Source organism: Synechococcus lacustris str. Tous, from assembly GCF_003011125.1.
Lineage (GTDB): Bacteria > Cyanobacteriota > Cyanobacteriia > PCC-6307 > Cyanobiaceae > Synechococcus_D > Synechococcus_D lacustris.
This window is the reverse complement of sequence record NZ_PXVC01000031.1, coordinates 1-16,265: the sequence shown is the minus strand read 5'-3', so window position 1 is coordinate 16,265 and position 16,265 is coordinate 1. Positions and strand designations below refer to the sequence as shown.

Below are 16,265 nucleotides of genomic sequence, written 5' to 3'. Positions count from 1 at the left end.
TCAGATGAAACAACGGCTCACGAATGGTGAAGTCATCGCCCTCAATAGGGCGCTGTAGCTGATCTGAAAGCGTTGCTCGTCTCCAACCCCAAGTTTCATGGTTGCTCCGCTAACCACTAGGTGGTCGCTGGAGGCTCCCTCAATGGTGAGTTGAGCTGCGCTAAGGCCCGCTGGATCTGCATCCTGCTCGCCAAGGGCAAGTAGGGCTCGCCTTGTCATGGGTTGAGCTGGCGTTATTTGTGGAGTTATTTGTGATGTTGTTGGTTCATTAGAAAAGCTCGTGGAGTGGGGTGTTCCCCACGGTTGGCTTGGTTTTAGCTTGCACTCAATCACCTCAGCTACCAGGGTTATGGCATCCGTATAGAGCCCTGGTATTTGCTTGCGGGTGAGAGGTTCTCTGCCGAGTAGCAGTGCCTCGCCAAGGCGCAGGTGGTTGATCCGGCCTGGCTTCCCACCGCTTGCTAGCCAGGGAAGATTGGCGGAGTTGCCACCGGAACACCACTCCAATTTGATGCCAAAACGTGCCTCCATGGCATTAATTAGCCGCGATAGCTCCGCCATGTTGGTTGGATCAGGAGCGATCCCGTGCTGGCAACCCAAATTGGTGCCTATCCCCACCAGCAACAAACTTGGTAGCGCCAAGGTAAGCACCACCATCGCCTCCAGGTCTGCGGCGAGGACGCCTTCGCGCAAATCCCCAAGCTCCACCATCAACATCACCCCATGGCGTACTCCCTGGCAAGCCGCCGCCGCAGCAAGGGCTTTGAGCACGATTAGTTCGCTATTGCAACTGATGGCCGCATGGGCCACCACCCGCTCCACCTGGCTGAGCATTGGTGAACGAATCAGAAGCAAGGGAACACCTAATTCGCAACGATTCAGGATTTCAATTGATTCAATGCGCGCTTCTCCAATCGAATGCACCCCTGCTGCTACCCAGGTGCGTGCTATTTCAGGCATTCCCAGCGTTGATTTGCTTACACCAGTGATCTTTATGCCTTGGCTCGCAAGTCGATTCACCATCGTTCTTGCGTTGTGTTGAAGGTGCTCGAGATGAATCTCTAGCCTTGGAGCGCTCAAGGCTTTGGATTGGCTGGGGTACACAATTCAGGAAACGCCCGCAGCACCATTGCCACTAGGGCAGCGGGTGCGCGACTTACAGCATCGGTTACGGGAATTGCAAGTTCGGCCGAATAAAGGGCGATTGCTGCGCTCACCTCGGCGTCATCCATCCCCTCGTGGTTCAGGGTTAGGCCGATTACCCGCGTTGATGCAAAGGATTCAATCAGCTTAATTTCACTGGCAGGTGTGGGCATGGGAATAAATGGGAAGTCGCTGAGCTGGCGGCGAGCTGGGGCATGCTGCAGAACAACTGCTTGGGGTTGGCTGCCCCGCAGGATGAAGCTTGAGGAGAGGTAGGCCGGATGACTGAGGGCCCCTTGACCTTCAATCACAATCACAGCTGGTTTTTCGCTGCGATAGGCCCCAACCACAGCCGCCTCCACTTCCCCTGAGCAAAATTGGGATGGAATTGCATCTAGGGGAATGCCATAGCGGCCCCCCTGAATGAGGCCTGTTTGGCCTGTACAAACCAAAACAGCGTGAATGCCACTTTCATTAAGGGCTTGCACCAACAGAGTGGCAGTGGTGCGTTTACCGATGGCGCCATCGGTGCCGAGTACGGCGATTCGAACGCAGCTTGCTGTGGCGATTGAGCCGTTGAAGAGGTGTAGATCTTTTAAATCAGGCGGACGTCGCACATCTCTGATCGAAACGTTGTGCTGGGCAGCGGCGGCTGCGAATTCGGGGTCTTCATTGAGGAATTCGCGCATGCCACTCACCAGATCCAATCCCGCTGCCATGGCGGCTAGCAGTGCCCGGCGATCGGCATCTCCATAGAGGCCAGTGGCAGGGGCCATGCCGTAGATAAATGTGGTGACAGGTGGCCCCTTTAAGGCCAACGCCGTGGCCAGGTCGGCAACAATTGGTATGCCATTGCTGATGCCGTCTAGAAGCAGTCCGGCATCGTTACCCGCCAATTGGCTATCGATAACTGCCTTGATTTTGAAAGCCTCACAGAAGCGAACTAAACCATGGGCTGTTTTGCCGTCTAGCCCTGCAAAGTTGCCTTCGCAATAAACTAAAGCAGCTTTTGTTACCACCGGTGGTGAAAACAAATTAACTTTCAGGTTGATAACCTGATTTGTAAATGCCAATAAGGCCAGGCCCGATCAGTTACTAAAACTTTAAAAAGTTAAAGTGGAGATTTCAGGGCTCAGAGGTGGCCGCTGGGGGGCGTGGGTTCCAATACTATAGGTTATTTACGGGGATGTTGGTTGTTTAGGTGCTGCAACTGCCTTGAGGGCAGCCAGCCGGTATGGGTGGCTGCCCCTGGAATTGCTTTCATTAAATAATTATTTACCTCAATAAGATGAACCTGCGCTGGTAGGGATTTTTGGTAATCACTGATTTGGCGTTTTAATAAAAGTAGCAACACTTGGCGTGTTGAATCGTAGTGAAGCTTGCTGCCTGGATCAAGCTCCCTGCCAGTTAGTGGCAACCTATGCATTAATTTTCCATGCTTATTTAATTCTATTAACTCAAGTAAGGGTTTGCGGATGCCACTCAGTAAGAGCAGCCAAATTCTCTCTCCGCCACCAGCGCAAGCTGTTGCCAGAAGGGCCTCACTGCCAAGCCAAATTTGTTTTGGTGCTTTTCCTGGCTCCAGTAGTTCAAGCGAGCGGCGGTAATCAGGCCAATGGCGCACCAGAAGGGCTCGGCCTGGTTGCGGGCAAAAACTACTCAGGTCGCGGCTGCCGGGCAGCAATTCCTTTTTGGCAGGCAGTGGAGGCAGGCTTTGCAGGCTTAAACCATCAAGTTGTGGCACCACCAGCTGATGGCCCTGGGGAACCAGCTGAATCGGCCCGCTTGCCTCCACGGCTAGCCGTTGGGGTTGTTGTAAATCAGCAGCTTCAAATCTGCTTAACTCCACCCGGCTGCCCGGTTCCTTTGCGTTTGAAGATTGCACTAAAAGATCACCTTTATTGTCACTACTAAGGGCAGCAAAAATCAATGGATTTTTATTAATTTGTTTTTCCCGTAGCGGTGTTCCCTGAGCAGAAAGCATCAGCACCCACACCTGGCTATCCATTGCTTTTAGGTTATTAACAACAGCCACACCCCTGCCATTGCCTAGGGGTAAAAAGCTTTGAATCAGGCCCCGCACCGGTGATAGCGGCTGCCAGCTATTATCATGCCAGCGTTGGATTTGATCACCGCCTACCACTGGCCTTGCGGCTAATAATGTTGGCCTCAGCTCCCATAGCCAGCGGCTCTGTTTAAACTGCACCCCGCGGATATCTTTGCCCTTTAATTGCAATTCAAACGGCTGCTTAATTGGCCCTTTTGCTTCAATTAATAGTGTGTAATTGTTGCCATTGCCTAGTAACTGATGGGCCACTTGCGGCTTTAGTTGCAAGCCGCGCCGCAAGCTTTCCCCATCCATCAAACGACTAAAACGAATGCTTAGGGCTCCGCTATTACGGCCAGGCGCTATCGCTTCAATTGCAAGCAATCGCGGCGGCCGCCTCAATAGCAATTGCTGTTGCAGCAGTGCAAGGCCAAGGCCTGCCCCTAGCACCAGCCACCACTTTTTCATGGTTCCAGGGGCCTAGTTGGGGCCGCTATTGCTTTGATCTGCTTTGCCACCAGCACCGATCGCAGGCTGCCTTGGTGGTTTTCCACTGCCATCACCCCCTTTATTTGCAGCCATTGATCTGGCTTGGGCCAGCCGTTGCTGGATTTTGTTTTGGGCCACCTAACGGCCAAACCCACCGGTGTGGCATCAGCAAGGCAACAGCGCACCAGCAATCTGGCGATCTCAGGCGGTTTACCCGGCACATCAAGAACAAAACCACTCACCTGAACGGGATCGCCCCCATAGAGATTGGGGTCGGGTTGGCTATTGAGCAGCCGCACCCAATCGGTGAGGCTGCGTTGTTCTGGTGGCGAAAGAAATGAAAGTTCGCTTTGCCCTAATTGGGCGCCTGAGCGATTAGCCGCCAGGGTTGAGAGTGATGGTTTTGGCGGCCAAATCCATAGGCCCATGGCCGTGAGGCTCAGCACAATAAGCGGCCAGATTTTAGTTGCTTTGTTGCTTACTTTTGCTGAGCAGAAGCCGGCAATAGCAATCATCAATAGCACTAGCCCAGCAATTAGAACAAGGCTATGGAAATTGCTATGCAATAACAAATTAAGGCGTTGATCTAGCCAACATTTGAGCAGCACCGCTCCGAGAAACCCCAGCACTAGATATTTCATAGCAAAAGCAAATTCAAGGCCTGGCCCATTAGCAAAACCGTGAGGGAAACACCAGCTAGCACAAGCCCCATGGCTCGCAAGGTAAATACCCGGCCTAGAAGGCTCACACTTTTTAGATCAATCACTGGGCCGAGTAATAAAAAGGCCAGCAGCGCCCCCGGGGTTACTTGATCTGCAAAACCCAAGGCTAAGAATGCATCAACGCTTGAGCACACGCTCACCACAAGTGCCAGCAACATCAGGCTCACCACTGAAAGGGTGGGTGCTTGGCCCAGGGCAAGGAACAGATCCCTTGGGATCAAAGTTTGAATTAAGGCAGCCACGGCACAACCCAGCACCAGCAAACTGCCCAATTCAAGAAATTCATTTACCCCATGGCTTAGTAGCCCAGCTGGTTTGTTTTGAACACTCGCTTTTAGATCCGTTGCTAGCGCCGCCAATGGTTGGCCGATTAGGCCTGTTGAGCGCTCCAGCAGGGAAAACGCTGCCAATGGTTGGCTTAAGCGCCTTTCCGCCAGCAATTCGGAATTTAAAAGTTTTGCTTCTGATATCAGTTGCAGCAAACCTGAAAGCACAAGTGCAATCACCACACTGCCGGCGGGCCTCAGCAGCAATAACCAAGGTTTATCTGGGAAGGCAGCCCAGGTGCTCAGCAGCACCACCGGATTGAGCACCGGCGCCGCAAACAAAAAGCCAAATGCTGTGCCCAGGGGGGCGCCCACAGCTAGCAAACGGCGGGCAACAGGCACATTGCCGCATTCGCAGGCGGGTAAAGCAAAACCGAGCAGTGCTCCACTCAGGGGCCCCAAAAGCGCCCCCTTGGGTAGTTTTTGCAGCCAATGGCCACTGGGATCCAATGCCCTTGCCAGGCTGGAAATGGCAACGCCAATTAATAAAAATGGCAATGCCTCTAGCAATAGGCCTTGAAACACCGCCCACACGGTTGCTATTTGCGCCATTGCTTCCTAGGGGCTAACCCCACTGGGTTGGTTGTAGAGCCAGTTCAAGGTGAGGCGATCCCTTTTGCTCAATTGTTTAATCGGCGTGGGCCCTGGTTTTGCTGCCATCACATCAGTGGGCTGATCACTATGGCCCCATAGGCCAAAGCCATGGCCCAATTCATGCAGGCTGGTGGCTTCGATTGCCTCCTGGCGGATGCCGGGGCTAATCAACAAATCAACAAGGGGTTCAACTATTTTTTTGCCACCCCTTTGCACCAGTTCAAAACTGAGCAGGGCCCTGCCATTACTGGCTCTGCCCCCCTGCAGGGGTGGATTGCGACGCCACAGCCTCAGGTGGGCATCGCTGGCATTTTTAACTCGAATTAATTTCAGGTGGGTGGCCCAGGTGGCCAATGATGTTTCCACGGCCCCATGCCAGCGCTTACTCCATAAATCAGGGCCTGGGGGTTCAACCCACACGCACCACAAGGGCAGGGTTACCCAACCCCTTCTCGATGGTTCCAGGGCTGCTGCATAGCCTGGCCTATCGCCAGGGGAAATACTGGCCATAGGGGCAACCTCTGGGGCTGCAACCCGCATCTCCACCGGCGGGCAGGGGATCATCCCCCGCTGCCAACCCCACGGGCCATGAGGCTTGCCATGAATGGCAGGGTTGCAAAGGCGAGCAACTCCACATTTATTACCCAACCGATCCGTTGGGCAGCGGCGGCGGAAAAGTTAGGGGTTTCACCTTTGCGCAGGGGAATGGCCCAGAGCACATAGGTAATGGTGGGATAAAGCGAAAGGGCACCGGCGCTGAGATAGATACCCACCTTCCACCAAAAAAGCGGATTTTCAGTGTAGAAATCAGCCCCTTGGCCGAAATAAAGCACCCGCAACACACCACTGCCCAGGAGCGTGAGGGCAGCAAGGCCGTAAACCACGTCGGTGATGATTAATTTTGTGGCGGTGCTGCGATCGGGGTTGGCACGAATTAAAAAGCGTTCGGCGGTGAGGGCTGCAAAACACAGCATGAAGCTCAGTTCATGGGCGTAGGCCATGCCCGCGCGGCTTACTACGGAAGCGTCCATCGAAACAATCCGATACCGCCGGGACAGTAACCGTTTATCAAGCCCACTGCGAGCAAGCCCACTACTTTTTGGAATTCAATTGCCTTAAGGCCTATCTTTTGTGGCTTTTCGTTGCAATGGTAAAGCATTTGTTAGTTGATTTTTGAGCTGGAAGCAATAACGAATAAAACATAAACTACTAAGCCTTTATGACGGTTTCTAGAAAATCAAACAGTTCCCCTAGGTTCAAATCAATGCCCCCGCCCAGGTTCGCTAATGAGCAGTTCACTCAGTGCCTTTCTTGGTGAGATTGGTAGGCATCAGCTACTCACCCCTGAACAGGAATTAACCCTTGGCCGCAAGGTGCAGGCCATGGCTCCCCTGCTGGAAAAAAGTGCAACTGAACTAACCGCAGATGAAAGGCGGCAACTGCGCTTGGGGGAAAGGGCTAAAAACCAGATGATCACTGCAAATTTACGTTTAGTTGTGAATCTGGCTAAGCGGTATCAAGGCAAGGGTTTAGATCTGCTCGACCTTATTCAAGAAGGCACCATTGGCCTCACCCGTGCGGTGGAAAAATATGATCCCACCCGCGGACACAGATTCAGTACATATGCCTATTGGTGGATTCGCCAGGGTTTAAATCGCGCCCTATCTACCCAAAGTCGTGCAATTCGAATTCCGGTGAATGTGAATGAAAAACTAACCAAACTTCGGGCGGCAAAAGCGCGTTTGCTTCAAGCCACCGGCAGGCCCCCCTCCAGCAGCGATTTGGCTGATTGCCTCAAACTTCCTCTCGATGAAGTGGAAGATCTCCTCGGCTGTGAATTGCGCAGCATCACCGTTAGTTTGCAGGGGGTGGTGAAATCAAAATCCGATCCCTCCGAACTGCTCGACTTATTGGCCAGTGAAGAGATCCCACCGATGGAGCGGGCTGAACAGGATGAGCGCTCCCAGGCGGTATGGACCCTCCTCGATGAATCAAGCCTCACCCCTAAGGAGCGCACTGTTGTGATGCTGCGTTTCGGCCTTGATGGCAGCAATGAATGGCGCACCTTGGCAGAGGTGGCAAGGCAGATGGGTTGCAGCCGCGAATATTGCCGTCAGGTGGTGCAAAGGTCCCTGCGTAAATTGCGCCGTGCCGGGATTCAATCTGGTTTGGTGGAAGCCACTGGCACTTTCGGTTGATGTCTAAATTGCTGCAATGGCCCCTCCTGCTTCCACGCTCAATCCAGATCAGCTGGAGCAGCTGGAGCTGTTCCTCAAGGATTGGCTGCGCCATAGCGGTCGCACCCAGGCGGATTTAAGGCGCTCCCTTAGGGCTGGCTCGATTCGTATGCCAGCCCTATTGCAGGAGCTGCAACGCACGGTGATGCAAGCCGGTGTGGTGGGTTTAGCCGAAAGGCTTTGCAGCATCGAGGCTGAATGGCAGCACCACAGCCCGCCGGTAGTTGGCGAGGAATTAGCCCAGCTCGATCTGCTCCTTCAATCGATTCGTAACGACGCCAGCTGAACCTTTTTGGGGCAAAGTGGCTGTAGTTGATTAGGAACTGAACTTGGCTTCTATTTTTTGCCGCTTAGCACTCAGTTTCTTGGGTGCGTTGGTTTTAATTCCTGGTGCGGTTTTGGCCCAATCCGAGAGTTATCTCCTGGGACCTGGTTCAAATGTTGGGCCCGCCTCAACGCTGAAAACCGTCAATTGCGTTACCAATCCAGATGGTTCCACCACCTGCGACACGCGCATTGAAAATCCAGCGGGCGACACCCAGGCAAAGCCCCAAACCAATTATTTCAATAATTGAGCAAAATGTTGCTCCAATTTTTTAGAAACGACCAACTTTTTCAACGGGGTTTGAGCCGCTTCCAGCGGGCCCTAGCCAAGGTGCTAGCCATTGCCATGGTGGTTGTGATAATCGCTGCCACTATCCAGCTGTTGGTTGTTATTGGCACTGAGGTGTCACCGGGCAATAGTCCCCTGTTAGGCCCTGAATTAGAGCGGGTTTTGGGCGATGTGCTCGCTTTGTTAATCACCATCGAAGTGCTGGAAAATATCACCGCCTATCTAAAAGACCACAGGATTCAGGTGGAGTTGGTGTTGGCAACCGCCATCACAGCAATGGCCCGCAAGATCATTGTTTTACCGGCGGATGTGGGCGGTAAGCCCCTTCTTGTGGCAAGCCTTGGCCTTGGCACCTTGGCCCTGTGTGCCGCCTATTGGTTGATTAGCCGTGGTGGCAATCAACTCAAGGCTTGATTACATCAGCTAATCCATTTGCTTTCAGCACCGTTTGAACACCGGCATGAAACGGGCTCCAATTCAAATTTTGCACCCGATCTAAAACCCCTTGGCTGCATCCCATCGCGATCAGCTGGCCATCGGCCTGCATTGCTTTTGCGTAGGCATCAACCATGCTGCGCAACAGGTTTAATTTGTCTTGCTTTTCAGCTGCAGCGCTGGGGCCCGTAGCAAGCCAGGCGCGGCTCACCTGTTCACCAACCATCTCATCGCGGTCGGCCTTCGGCACCCGGCGGCACACATCCATGGCCTGGGCTGCTTCTGCCATGGTTTGCTTTGCCGCTTGGGCATGCACCTCTGGGCAAGCAAAGCAAAGGGCCAACAGTGCAAAAAGGGGAATTTTCATTTCAAAAAGCTAGGGGTTGAACTGTTCTATTGCCATCAATTTTGGCTCAATGAACAGGGTGAGCCATAGGCAACCGCTGCTGCCACTGCAAGCTTCCACCCGATGGCAACGGTGGGGGGCGATCCAAAACCAATCCCCTGCCCCAAGGTTGCGGGCCGTGGGTTCATCGGCAAAACGCAGTTGCGCACTGCCTGTTAGAAGGGCAACCCACTCCCCCATGGGCTGGTTGTACCACTGGCCAGAAGGGGTGCTGGCAGCAACTGAATGGATTAATTCCAAGCGCAAACCCTTGCCCTCCAGCAATAACTGCACCCGTTCGCCGCCTGGTGGCGGCGCTGCACTGGCCCAAAGGTTGTTTACAGCCGCATTTGTTTGCAATATTGGTTCTCCCCAGCGTTGCCCGATCTGTAGACCCTGGTCTGCAGCGAGGGCTACCACCTCCAGGTGATTGCTGCAGGCGCTTAGGCGTTCTCGCAGTTGGGGATTGCCCTCAATCAGTGCCACCAGCTGGTTGAGTTGTGCCACCTTCTCTAGAAACTGTTGCAGCTGCTCCTCAGCCATGGGGATAGGCCGTTAGTTGATGATGGTTGAGTGTGCCTGCCCGTGTAATCCAACGGCAGAGATAAGCGACTTAAAATCGCTCCAGTGCGGGTTCGAATCCCGCCACGGGCACCACTTAAAAACCAGCTCTTCCAGGAGTACCCCTTGCCTTTTCAGCACCTGCTCTCCCAGCTGCCCCAAGGCACCCTGCTGGTGTTTCTGGCCTATGGCCTTCTGGCTGGTGCCTATCTGCTGGTGGTGCCGCTGCTGCTTTTTCTTTGGATGAATAAACGCTGGCACCTGATGGGCAAATTTGAACGCACTTTTGTTTACGGCTTGGTGTTCCTATTTTTTCCGGGCTTAATCCTTTTTGCTCCCTTCCTCAACCTGCGCCTTCAAGGTCAGGGTGAGGCTTGATTGCCATGACCAGAGCCCGTGCCCTATGGCTTTGCTTAGCGGTATTTGTGCTTGGTGGTTTGGGTTACTGGGGCTTTAAAGCCGCAGGCCTGGGGGGCATTGATGCCGGTATCGCCGCAGAGGCAGTTCTTGTGCTTTTGGTTGTGGGTTGGACCGGCAGCTACCTGTTCAGGGTGGTTACTGGCCGCATGACCTTCATGGAGCAAAGGCGCCGCTATCGCACTGCCTACGACGCCCTAACTACCGAACAGCTGCGCGAGCGTTTTGAAAGCCTTTCCCCAGAGGAGCAGCAGGCCCTGCTCAAGGAAGTGGGTCAATGAAATCTGCTATTTCCAGCTGTTTTGAGCGCTTGCGGGCCGAGGGTCGTTGCGCCCTGATGCCGTTCCTCACCGCCGGAGACCCAAATCTCGCCACCACTAGGGCTGCTCTGCTGGCCCTCCAGGAGGCTGGCGCAGATTTGGTGGAACTGGGGATCCCCTATAGCGATCCTTTGGCTGATGGGCCCGTTATTCAAGCGGCGGCTGGCCGCGCCTTGGCTGCGGGTACCACCCTTGCTGGTGTTTTAGAGCTGCTCAGCAGCCTTAAAGGAGAGCTGGAGCTGCCAGTGGTGTTATTCACCTACAGCAATCCACTTTTAAATTGTGGAATGGAGAGTTTCTGCCAACAGGCTGCCGCGGCAGGGGCAGCGGGCCTGTTGGTGCCTGATTTACCCCTGGAGGAAGCGGAGCGTCTTTCACCCATAGCAGCAGCGGCAGGGCTTGATTTAGTGCTGCTAGTTGCCCCCACCACCCCACCGCAACGGATGGCCCGCATCGTTGCAGCCAGCAGGGGCTTTACCTATTTGGTGAGTGTTACGGGTGTTACGGGGGAACGCAGCCAAATGGAAACAAGGGTTGCTGGCTTAGTGCAGCAAATCAAGGCCTTAGGTCCAACCCCTGTGGCGGTGGGATTTGGCATCTCAGGGGTGGAACAAGCAGTTCAGGTGCGCGATTGGGGCGCCGATGGCGCCATCGTTGGTAGTGCCTTGGTAAAACGCATGGCTTTGGCTGAGCCTGTTGCCGCTGCCCAGCAGTTCTGCAGCGAATTGCGCACAGCCCTTGATAGTTAAATAAGCAGCAGCGGTTTCTTTTTTGGCCATGCGTTTTGTGCTCTGGGGCACCTATTGCTCCAATGCCCTTGAGGCCCGCACCCCCTATCGGGAGCAGCATCTAGCTGGTTTAAGGCGTCAAAAGGAAGAAGGGATTTTGATTACCCTTGGCCCCACAGAAACAACCAGCCATGTGTTTGGCATCTATGAAGCTGAAACAAAACTCCAGGTGGAAGAACTAATCAAAAACGATATCTACTGGCTTCAAGGTATTTGGACTGCCTTTGAAATCTATCCCTGGATCCAAGCCCTATGAAGGCCAGTTAGTGAGAGCCTGTTGCCAAACCCATTCGCCCACAGCATCGGCGCCATCAGGGCCGAGAAGGGCTCCATAGGCACCCATTGAACCCTTGCCTTGGGTTGCAATGGCGCTTATGGCAGTTGCATCCAAAATGCCGTTCTTTTGCAATGCTGCCAGTTTTAATGTTTTAGCGCGGCGAATGATGTTGCCACCATTAATGTGGCAGCCGATGCAATATTGGTTAAATAATTGCTCGCCGGAGCTGGCGGTGGGGGCAATTAGAAGCAGAAAGCTCAGCAGGAAAGAAAAAAATTTGTTCACCAGATTTGAAAGCTAGGTTTGCTGTATTTAGCCGTTTGAATACTCCAGCCCCGTTCAGTTAGTTGCCTTAATTCCCTATATAAATCAGCATCGCTACCACCGGCAAGCCAAGCTTTTTTTAAACGAGGTAAATCCTCTAATACCTTTGCCATTGGCATCTCAAGCAATAACAGATTAGTTTCTTCACCATGGCGTTGGATTGGTCCAAGGTTGGTTTGTTGCCAGAGCCTAAGCAGTAGATCGAGGGCTAAGGCCTCCCCCTGTTGGCCTGGATCGGCATCAGCGGCAATGGGTTCAGCCAATGATGCCCCGCCAATTGGTAGGCGGCGTTTGCCATTTTGATTAAGAAGGGCCAGGCATACGAGATAGTGATCATTGGCCATGGCCTAATTGCTATCGCAAAACGACCCCTAAGGTTAGGGGCTCCAGATGGTCAGATCAGCCTGGTGATGGCGCCACCTTTAGTTCTTGTGCATGGGCTCTGGGATCATCCCGCTGTTTTTAATCGTTTAAGGGCATATCTCGCCCCCGCAGATTTTGAAATTTTTTGCCCCCACCTGCCCCATCGCTTGGGCGACACGCCATTAATTGCTTTAGCTGAGCAATTAGAGCAGCAATTACAGCTCCGTTATGGAGCGGAGCAACCCCTAAATGTGTTGGGTTTTTCCATGGGTGGGTTGGTGCTGCGTTGCTGGTTGCAGCTTCTAGGGGGACACCAGCGCACCAAACGTTTTGTGAGCATTGGCAGCCCCCACCAAGGCACGATTACGGCCCTGCCCTGTCCCCGTTGGCTTTTACCGGGAATTGCCGATATGAAACCCGGCAGCCCATTGCTCAACTCACTTAATGCGAACCTGCACTGCCTCGATGGCGTGGAATGCCACAGCTTTTATTGCTTGCTGGATGCCATGGTGATGCCCTACTGGAGTGCCGCCCTAGCGGTGGGCAGCGTGCAGCGTTTACCCGTGTGGAATCACCGTCAACTGATTAGTTCAGCTGGTGCCTTGGCTCCTGTGGCGGCATTGCTATTGCTCAACGGGGGTGATGTTGGGAACAATCAAGAGGAATAGGCACCACCAGGCCAGCACCAGCACGGCAATGGCAGCGGTTAACCACCAAATGTGCAGCACTAGCCAACTGGTGGTGATAGCAACCGTGCCCGTGAGCAGGATTGTCCAGGGTTGACACCACCAGGGTTTCAACGACCAAAAGGGATGGGCCATGCTGAAAAATGAATAATCGGATGCAGTTAATTGTGAACGGAATTTTTGAAGCTAGGGATGCTGAGCGGCTCTGTTTTCCAGCAACTGAACGTAATCGCGAAGCTATTGCGCTTGTGTTGGAACCATTGTTGCCGCAGGCTGGTTTGGTGTTGGAAATCGCCAGTGGCAGTGGCGAACATCTTTGCTATTTGCAGCAGCGATTTAGCAGCAGCCACCCTGATTTGCGCTGGCGCGGTAGCGACCCTGAACCGGCCCATCGAGCCAGCATTGCGGCTTGGGCCAAGCATTTTGGTTTAGCTGCCATGGCGGCTCCGCTTGAGCTTGATGCCATGGCGGCCCATTGGCCAAACCTTGGCGAACAGCCAGCTTTGCTGCTTTGCATCAACATGATCCATATCGCCCCATGGGCCGCCACCGAGGGACTGTTCGTCCATGGGGCGCAGCTTTTACTGCCGGGGAATTTGCTCGTGCTCTATGGCCCCTTCCGTGAAGTTGGCTTGCCGCTAAGCCCAAGTAATCAAGCTTTTGATAACTCCTTGCAGGAGCGAGATCCAAGTTGGGGGCTTCGCTGCCTTGGGGAGGTGAGCAGCCTTGCCCAGCACCATGGTTTTGAACTGTTTGGCCGTTGGCCGATGCCAGCAAACAACCTCACCGTTGCATTTCAACGCTGCTAGAGCTCACGATGCAGCTCCACTGCACTGCTTTTACCTGATCGCGGCGCCAGGAATGGAATAACTCTGGTTCAGCCACTGTGCAGAGGGGGCAGCTGCTGATTTGCGCTTCCGTAAGGCCCAGTTGCTTCAGTTGCCACCAGGCAGCCCTACGGATATCTAGGCGATCGCAGCCAGGCTTTGAATCTGGCAGCACCGCAGCAATAGCCTGCAGCTGCTCAATTTCGCCCAATTGGCTGCTCACCTGCCTTTCCACTTGGTAGTTGGGCCCGCTTACGGCCGGTCCCAGCGCCACTAGTAAATCCTTGCGTTTGCTACCGGCTGCTTCCATTTGCTGGATTGCTTCTTTGAGGATGCCGCCCGCTACCCCACGCCAGCCTGCATGGCAGGCGGCTACCCGGCCAGTGGCGGCATCGGCCACCAGCACAGGGGTGCAATCAGCACCACACACCCACAAACTTTGCCCTCCTTTTGTGCTCACTAACCCATCGGCCTCCGGCCATGGCGCTTGGCTGGCCTGGGGGGCTGGGAGCACCAAGGCGCTATGGATCTGTTGGGGGCGATGCACGCTCACCCCAGAGCTCACATAGCCCACGAGCTCCTCTGGGCCGCGGCCATGCCATTGGCGCGTGAAAAAGCCGTGTTCAAATTCCTCAAGTTGGTTGCATTGCAGGTAGTAGCCGCCGTAGGTGCCAATCCAGGTCCAGCCGGGAATGTTGTTGAAACCTTTATCGGGTTTGTTAAACGGGCCCTCAGCCATCGGCTAGATCTCGCAATAACCAAAAGCCAGAAAAGTTGCTCACTGCCTCGCTGCTTTGCACCGCCAAAAATTGCAAGCCGCCGGCATTGCTGCGGGCTTCATTCAATACCTGCTTAGCGGCATCTGCCGCCTCTGGCGCTAGGTCACTAACCAACCAGCGATCCTCAATGCCTGCTTCCAGCACTAGTTGTTGATCGCGAACTTCCAAGCGCACAGGTTCAAGGCCGCTTAACCAACCCGCTAGGGCTAGGGCACGGCTGGGGCTAAATAACCTCACGCCAGGAATCGATGCAGCTTTTGATAGCTCAGGTAGGGGAATCAAGCCGGCAAAATCGATCGGCCATTGGTTTGCCTCCGCCAGGCTTGCAGCTGGAAGGCTGGCCCAGCTCCATTGATCACCCCTTACCGCTTCCGGTAGGGGCAGGGCCAAGGGCTTGATGGGGCTTGGGGGTGGCGCTAAAGGACCTACCAAAAAGCCTTCCATGGCTGGATATACCTCGGCCTCCCGTTCTTGAATCCATTCGATTAGGCCATAGCAACGGCGGCTGCCGATCACCTCAAGGCCCAGGGGCTCTGCGGCCCGCTGCACCATCGTTCGCATCGATGGACGCCAGCAACGCAGCCGTGGAGCTATTTCAATGCCCTCGGCTTTCGCTTCGCTGATGGCATCGCTGAGCGCCTGGTTAAGCCACTGGGAATTAACGCTTTCAGCTGGGCAAAAGCGCTGCCAGCGGAAGCTGTTATTGGAGCTATTCAGCAACAATTCCCAACGTTTTTTGCCGTTGGCATCTTGAAGGGGCCGGGAGTAGTAATCGAGCTCCCAATCCGCCGGCAGGCTATTCATCCCGCCGATTGTTCCTTTTGACGGATCATGTTGCGGGCGCGGTTAGCCCTGTCTTCTGCTTCTTTCATCACCTTTGCTTTATCAACCAGTAGTTCACCTGGTTGATTTTCTAGTAGGGCGGTGTTTAGGCCGATGCGACCACGGCCTGGATCCAATTCCATGATTAATGCCTGAATTGTTTCACCGGTTTCAAATGCCTCCCGCAGATCGCGCAGGGCACCACCGGTGATGCTGCTTTGGTGTAACAAACCACTCACGCCGCCAAGGTCTACAAAAAAGCCATAGGGCTTGAGGCTCACAACCTGACCGCTCACCAACTGGCCCACTTCTAAGTTGGCAAATTTGGCGCTGGTGGAAGCTTTCTTTTCTGATAGCACCAGCTTGCGTGTTTCGGGATTTACTTCAAGGAAGGCAACCCCAATTGTTTTACCCACAAGGGCTTCATGGTTTTCGCCATCTTCTAATTGAGAGCGGGGAATAAAGCCCCTTAACCCCTCCAGATCGCAGGTGCAGCCGCCGCGGTTAAAGCCTGTGAGCTTCACTTGAACAACCTTGCCGTCTTTTTCTAACTGGCGCACTTTTTCCCAAGCCTGGCGCAGGGCTAGGGCCCTACAGCTAATCGTTACCATTCCATCGGCATTTTGCTCGCGGGTAACAAGTACCTGCACCTCAATACCTTTGGGGAAACGGGTTTTTAGCTCGGTTATTACACCGAGGCCACATTCGGCTTTTGGCATAAATCCCGGAGCCTTGCCACCGATATCTACGTAGATGCCATCACTTTCATGGGCGATCACGGTGCCCGTAACTACATCGCCGGTGGCACCGATCGGTTCGTTTTCGTCTAGGGCGGCAAGGAAAGCTTCTTCATCAAAATCAAAATCATCAACTTGCCTGCGGCTGCTGCTAACGGCTTGAGGCTCCCGTTTCTTTTCTGCAGCACCAAGAAGATCGGCCATGGTGAGGCCCTCCATATCGTTGCTGGTGCTGCGCCCTTCAAAGCTTGGTTTGGGCTGCACCTTGCTGGCTGCAACTTGAGCCTTAGCTTCCACTGCTGCTTGTTCCGCAGCCTCTTTTAAGCGGCGATCCTCCTCTTCTTTTTTGCTGATATGCAGGATTGCCAGGGGC

25 protein-coding genes and 1 tRNA gene are annotated in these 16,265 nt (G+C 54.1%); 11 read left to right on the top strand and 15 right to left on the bottom strand.

Going from position 1 to position 16,265, the window contains the following annotated elements:
• The 7 genes from C7K08_RS07875 to C7K08_RS07845 all read right to left on the bottom strand — a co-directional run bounded on the left by C7K08_RS07875 (position 1) and on the right by C7K08_RS07845 (position 6,352).
• Positions 1 to 1,080 carry an alanine/ornithine racemase family PLP-dependent enzyme gene (locus C7K08_RS07875; RefSeq protein WP_106500118.1) on the bottom strand — a complete coding sequence of 360 codons (1,080 nt, stop codon included), beginning with the start codon at positions 1,078 to 1,080 and terminating at the stop codon, positions 1 to 3.
• Entirely contained in the window at positions 1,077 to 2,216 is a 1,140-nt protein-coding gene (locus C7K08_RS07870; protein WP_106500088.1) for an N-acetyltransferase DgcN family protein, read from the bottom strand. The genes C7K08_RS07875 and C7K08_RS07870 overlap by 4 nt, the downstream gene beginning before the upstream one ends.
• Positions 2,217 to 2,317: 101 nt before the next feature.
• Entirely contained in the window at positions 2,318 to 3,658 is a 1,341-nt protein-coding gene (locus tag C7K08_RS07865) for a hypothetical protein (RefSeq protein ID WP_106500087.1), read from the bottom strand.
• Positions 3,655 to 4,320: a TIGR03943 family putative permease subunit gene (locus tag C7K08_RS07860; RefSeq protein WP_106500086.1), complete on the bottom strand. Its 666-nt coding sequence runs from the start codon at positions 4,318 to 4,320 to the stop codon at positions 3,655 to 3,657. Before C7K08_RS07860 ends, C7K08_RS07865 begins: the two co-directional genes overlap by 4 nt.
• Positions 4,317 to 5,279, bottom strand: a complete 963-nt coding sequence (locus tag C7K08_RS07855) for a permease (RefSeq protein WP_106500085.1) — start codon at positions 5,277 to 5,279, stop codon at positions 4,317 to 4,319. The genes C7K08_RS07860 and C7K08_RS07855 overlap by 4 nt, the downstream gene beginning before the upstream one ends.
• A 6-nt stretch (positions 5,280 to 5,285) precedes the next feature.
• The gene (locus C7K08_RS07850; RefSeq protein ID WP_106500084.1) at positions 5,286 to 5,885 is read right to left on the bottom strand and encodes a zinc metalloprotease; all 600 of its coding nucleotides are present in this window, start codon (positions 5,883 to 5,885) and stop codon (positions 5,286 to 5,288) included.
• Positions 5,882 to 6,352, bottom strand: coding sequence for a DUF2214 family protein (locus tag C7K08_RS07845; protein ID WP_106500083.1), 471 nt, complete (start codon positions 6,350 to 6,352; stop codon positions 5,882 to 5,884). The genes C7K08_RS07850 and C7K08_RS07845 overlap by 4 nt, the downstream gene beginning before the upstream one ends.
• Positions 6,353 to 6,607: 255 nt before the next feature.
• Here C7K08_RS07845 and C7K08_RS07840 point away from each other — a divergent pair, with 255 nt between their 5' ends.
• From C7K08_RS07840 to C7K08_RS07825, 4 genes are all read left to right on the top strand, one after another.
• A complete protein-coding gene (locus C7K08_RS07840; protein WP_106500082.1) occupies positions 6,608 to 7,519 on the top strand; it encodes a sigma-70 family RNA polymerase sigma factor in 912 nt (303 codons plus the stop codon).
• 16 nt (positions 7,520 to 7,535) lie between these two features.
• Complete coding sequence (locus C7K08_RS07835) at positions 7,536 to 7,844, top strand: hypothetical protein (RefSeq protein WP_106500081.1); 309 nt, start codon at positions 7,536 to 7,538, stop codon at positions 7,842 to 7,844.
• Positions 7,845 to 7,956: 112 nt separating this feature from the next.
• Positions 7,957 to 8,133, top strand: coding sequence for a hypothetical protein (locus C7K08_RS15970; protein ID WP_315856095.1), 177 nt, complete (start codon positions 7,957 to 7,959; stop codon positions 8,131 to 8,133).
• Positions 8,134 to 8,138: 5 nt separating this feature from the next.
• Positions 8,139 to 8,585 (top strand): phosphate-starvation-inducible PsiE family protein, encoded by a 447-nt coding sequence (locus C7K08_RS07825; RefSeq protein ID WP_133165183.1) that lies wholly within the window; start codon positions 8,139 to 8,141, stop codon positions 8,583 to 8,585.
• Here the strand turns inward: C7K08_RS07825 and C7K08_RS07820 are convergent.
• Both C7K08_RS07820 and C7K08_RS07815 read right to left on the bottom strand, forming a co-directional pair.
• Positions 8,575 to 8,973: a hypothetical protein gene (locus tag C7K08_RS07820; protein WP_106500078.1), complete on the bottom strand. Its 399-nt coding sequence runs from the start codon at positions 8,971 to 8,973 to the stop codon at positions 8,575 to 8,577. The genes C7K08_RS07825 and C7K08_RS07820 overlap by 11 nt on opposite strands.
• 9 nt (positions 8,974 to 8,982) lie before the next feature.
• Entirely contained in the window at positions 8,983 to 9,534 is a 552-nt protein-coding gene (locus C7K08_RS07815) for a Nif11 domain/cupin domain-containing protein (protein ID WP_106500077.1), read from the bottom strand.
• A 38-nt stretch (positions 9,535 to 9,572) separates the two neighbouring features.
• Here C7K08_RS07815 and C7K08_RS07810 point away from each other — a divergent pair.
• The 5 genes from C7K08_RS07810 to C7K08_RS07790 all read left to right on the top strand — a co-directional run bounded on the left by C7K08_RS07810 (position 9,573) and on the right by C7K08_RS07790 (position 11,333).
• Positions 9,573 to 9,648: transfer RNA gene (locus C7K08_RS07810), tRNA-Leu, on the top strand.
• 30 nt (positions 9,649 to 9,678) lie between these two features.
• Complete coding sequence (locus C7K08_RS07805) at positions 9,679 to 9,930, top strand: NAD(P)H-quinone oxidoreductase subunit L (RefSeq protein WP_106500076.1); 252 nt, start codon at positions 9,679 to 9,681, stop codon at positions 9,928 to 9,930.
• Between the two features lie 5 nt (positions 9,931 to 9,935).
• Complete coding sequence (locus C7K08_RS07800; RefSeq protein ID WP_106500075.1) at positions 9,936 to 10,250, top strand: DUF3007 family protein; 315 nt, start codon at positions 9,936 to 9,938, stop codon at positions 10,248 to 10,250.
• A complete protein-coding gene (gene trpA / locus C7K08_RS07795; RefSeq protein WP_106500074.1) occupies positions 10,247 to 11,038 on the top strand; it encodes a tryptophan synthase subunit alpha in 792 nt (263 codons plus the stop codon). Before C7K08_RS07800 ends, trpA begins: the two co-directional genes overlap by 4 nt.
• A 28-nt stretch (positions 11,039 to 11,066) precedes the next feature.
• Positions 11,067 to 11,333 carry a YciI family protein gene (locus C7K08_RS07790; RefSeq protein ID WP_106500073.1) on the top strand — a complete coding sequence of 89 codons (267 nt, stop codon included), beginning with the start codon at positions 11,067 to 11,069 and terminating at the stop codon, positions 11,331 to 11,333.
• On the opposite strand, the gene C7K08_RS07785 is transcribed toward C7K08_RS07790, so the two are convergent.
• The gene (locus tag C7K08_RS07785) at positions 11,328 to 11,639 is read right to left on the bottom strand and encodes a c-type cytochrome (protein ID WP_241537142.1); all 312 of its coding nucleotides are present in this window, start codon (positions 11,637 to 11,639) and stop codon (positions 11,328 to 11,330) included. The two genes, C7K08_RS07790 and C7K08_RS07785, sit on opposite strands and share 6 nt — an antisense overlap.
• Positions 11,636 to 12,022, bottom strand: a complete 387-nt coding sequence (locus C7K08_RS07780; protein ID WP_106500071.1) for a hypothetical protein — start codon at positions 12,020 to 12,022, stop codon at positions 11,636 to 11,638. The genes C7K08_RS07785 and C7K08_RS07780 overlap by 4 nt, the downstream gene beginning before the upstream one ends.
• On the opposite strand from C7K08_RS07780, the gene C7K08_RS07775 reads away from it, so the two are divergent.
• On the top strand, positions 12,008 to 12,709 hold the full coding sequence (locus tag C7K08_RS07775) for an esterase/lipase family protein (RefSeq protein ID WP_241537141.1): 702 nt from the start codon (positions 12,008 to 12,010) through the stop codon (positions 12,707 to 12,709). The two genes, C7K08_RS07780 and C7K08_RS07775, sit on opposite strands and share 15 nt — an antisense overlap.
• Here the strand turns inward: C7K08_RS07775 and C7K08_RS07770 are convergent.
• A complete protein-coding gene (locus tag C7K08_RS07770; protein WP_106500070.1) occupies positions 12,665 to 12,862 on the bottom strand; it encodes a DUF6737 family protein in 198 nt (65 codons plus the stop codon). The genes C7K08_RS07775 and C7K08_RS07770 overlap by 45 nt on opposite strands.
• Positions 12,863 to 12,870: 8 nt before the next feature.
• On the opposite strand from C7K08_RS07770, the gene C7K08_RS07765 reads away from it, so the two are divergent.
• The gene (locus tag C7K08_RS07765) at positions 12,871 to 13,536 is read left to right on the top strand and encodes a DUF938 domain-containing protein (RefSeq protein ID WP_241537140.1); all 666 of its coding nucleotides are present in this window, start codon (positions 12,871 to 12,873) and stop codon (positions 13,534 to 13,536) included.
• Here C7K08_RS07765 and pgeF read toward each other — a convergent pair.
• The 3 genes from pgeF to C7K08_RS07750 all read right to left on the bottom strand — a co-directional run.
• Complete coding sequence (gene pgeF, locus C7K08_RS07760; RefSeq protein ID WP_106500069.1) at positions 13,511 to 14,293, bottom strand: peptidoglycan editing factor PgeF; 783 nt, start codon at positions 14,291 to 14,293, stop codon at positions 13,511 to 13,513. The genes C7K08_RS07765 and pgeF overlap by 26 nt on opposite strands.
• On the bottom strand, positions 14,286 to 15,137 hold the full coding sequence (locus tag C7K08_RS07755; protein ID WP_106500068.1) for a Tab2/Atab2 family RNA-binding protein: 852 nt from the start codon (positions 15,135 to 15,137) through the stop codon (positions 14,286 to 14,288). The genes pgeF and C7K08_RS07755 overlap by 8 nt, the downstream gene beginning before the upstream one ends.
• Positions 15,134 to 16,265: S1 RNA-binding domain-containing protein (locus tag C7K08_RS07750; RefSeq protein ID WP_241537139.1), on the bottom strand; the 1,132-nt coding region annotated here is incomplete at its 5' end. The genes C7K08_RS07755 and C7K08_RS07750, both read right to left, overlap by 4 nt.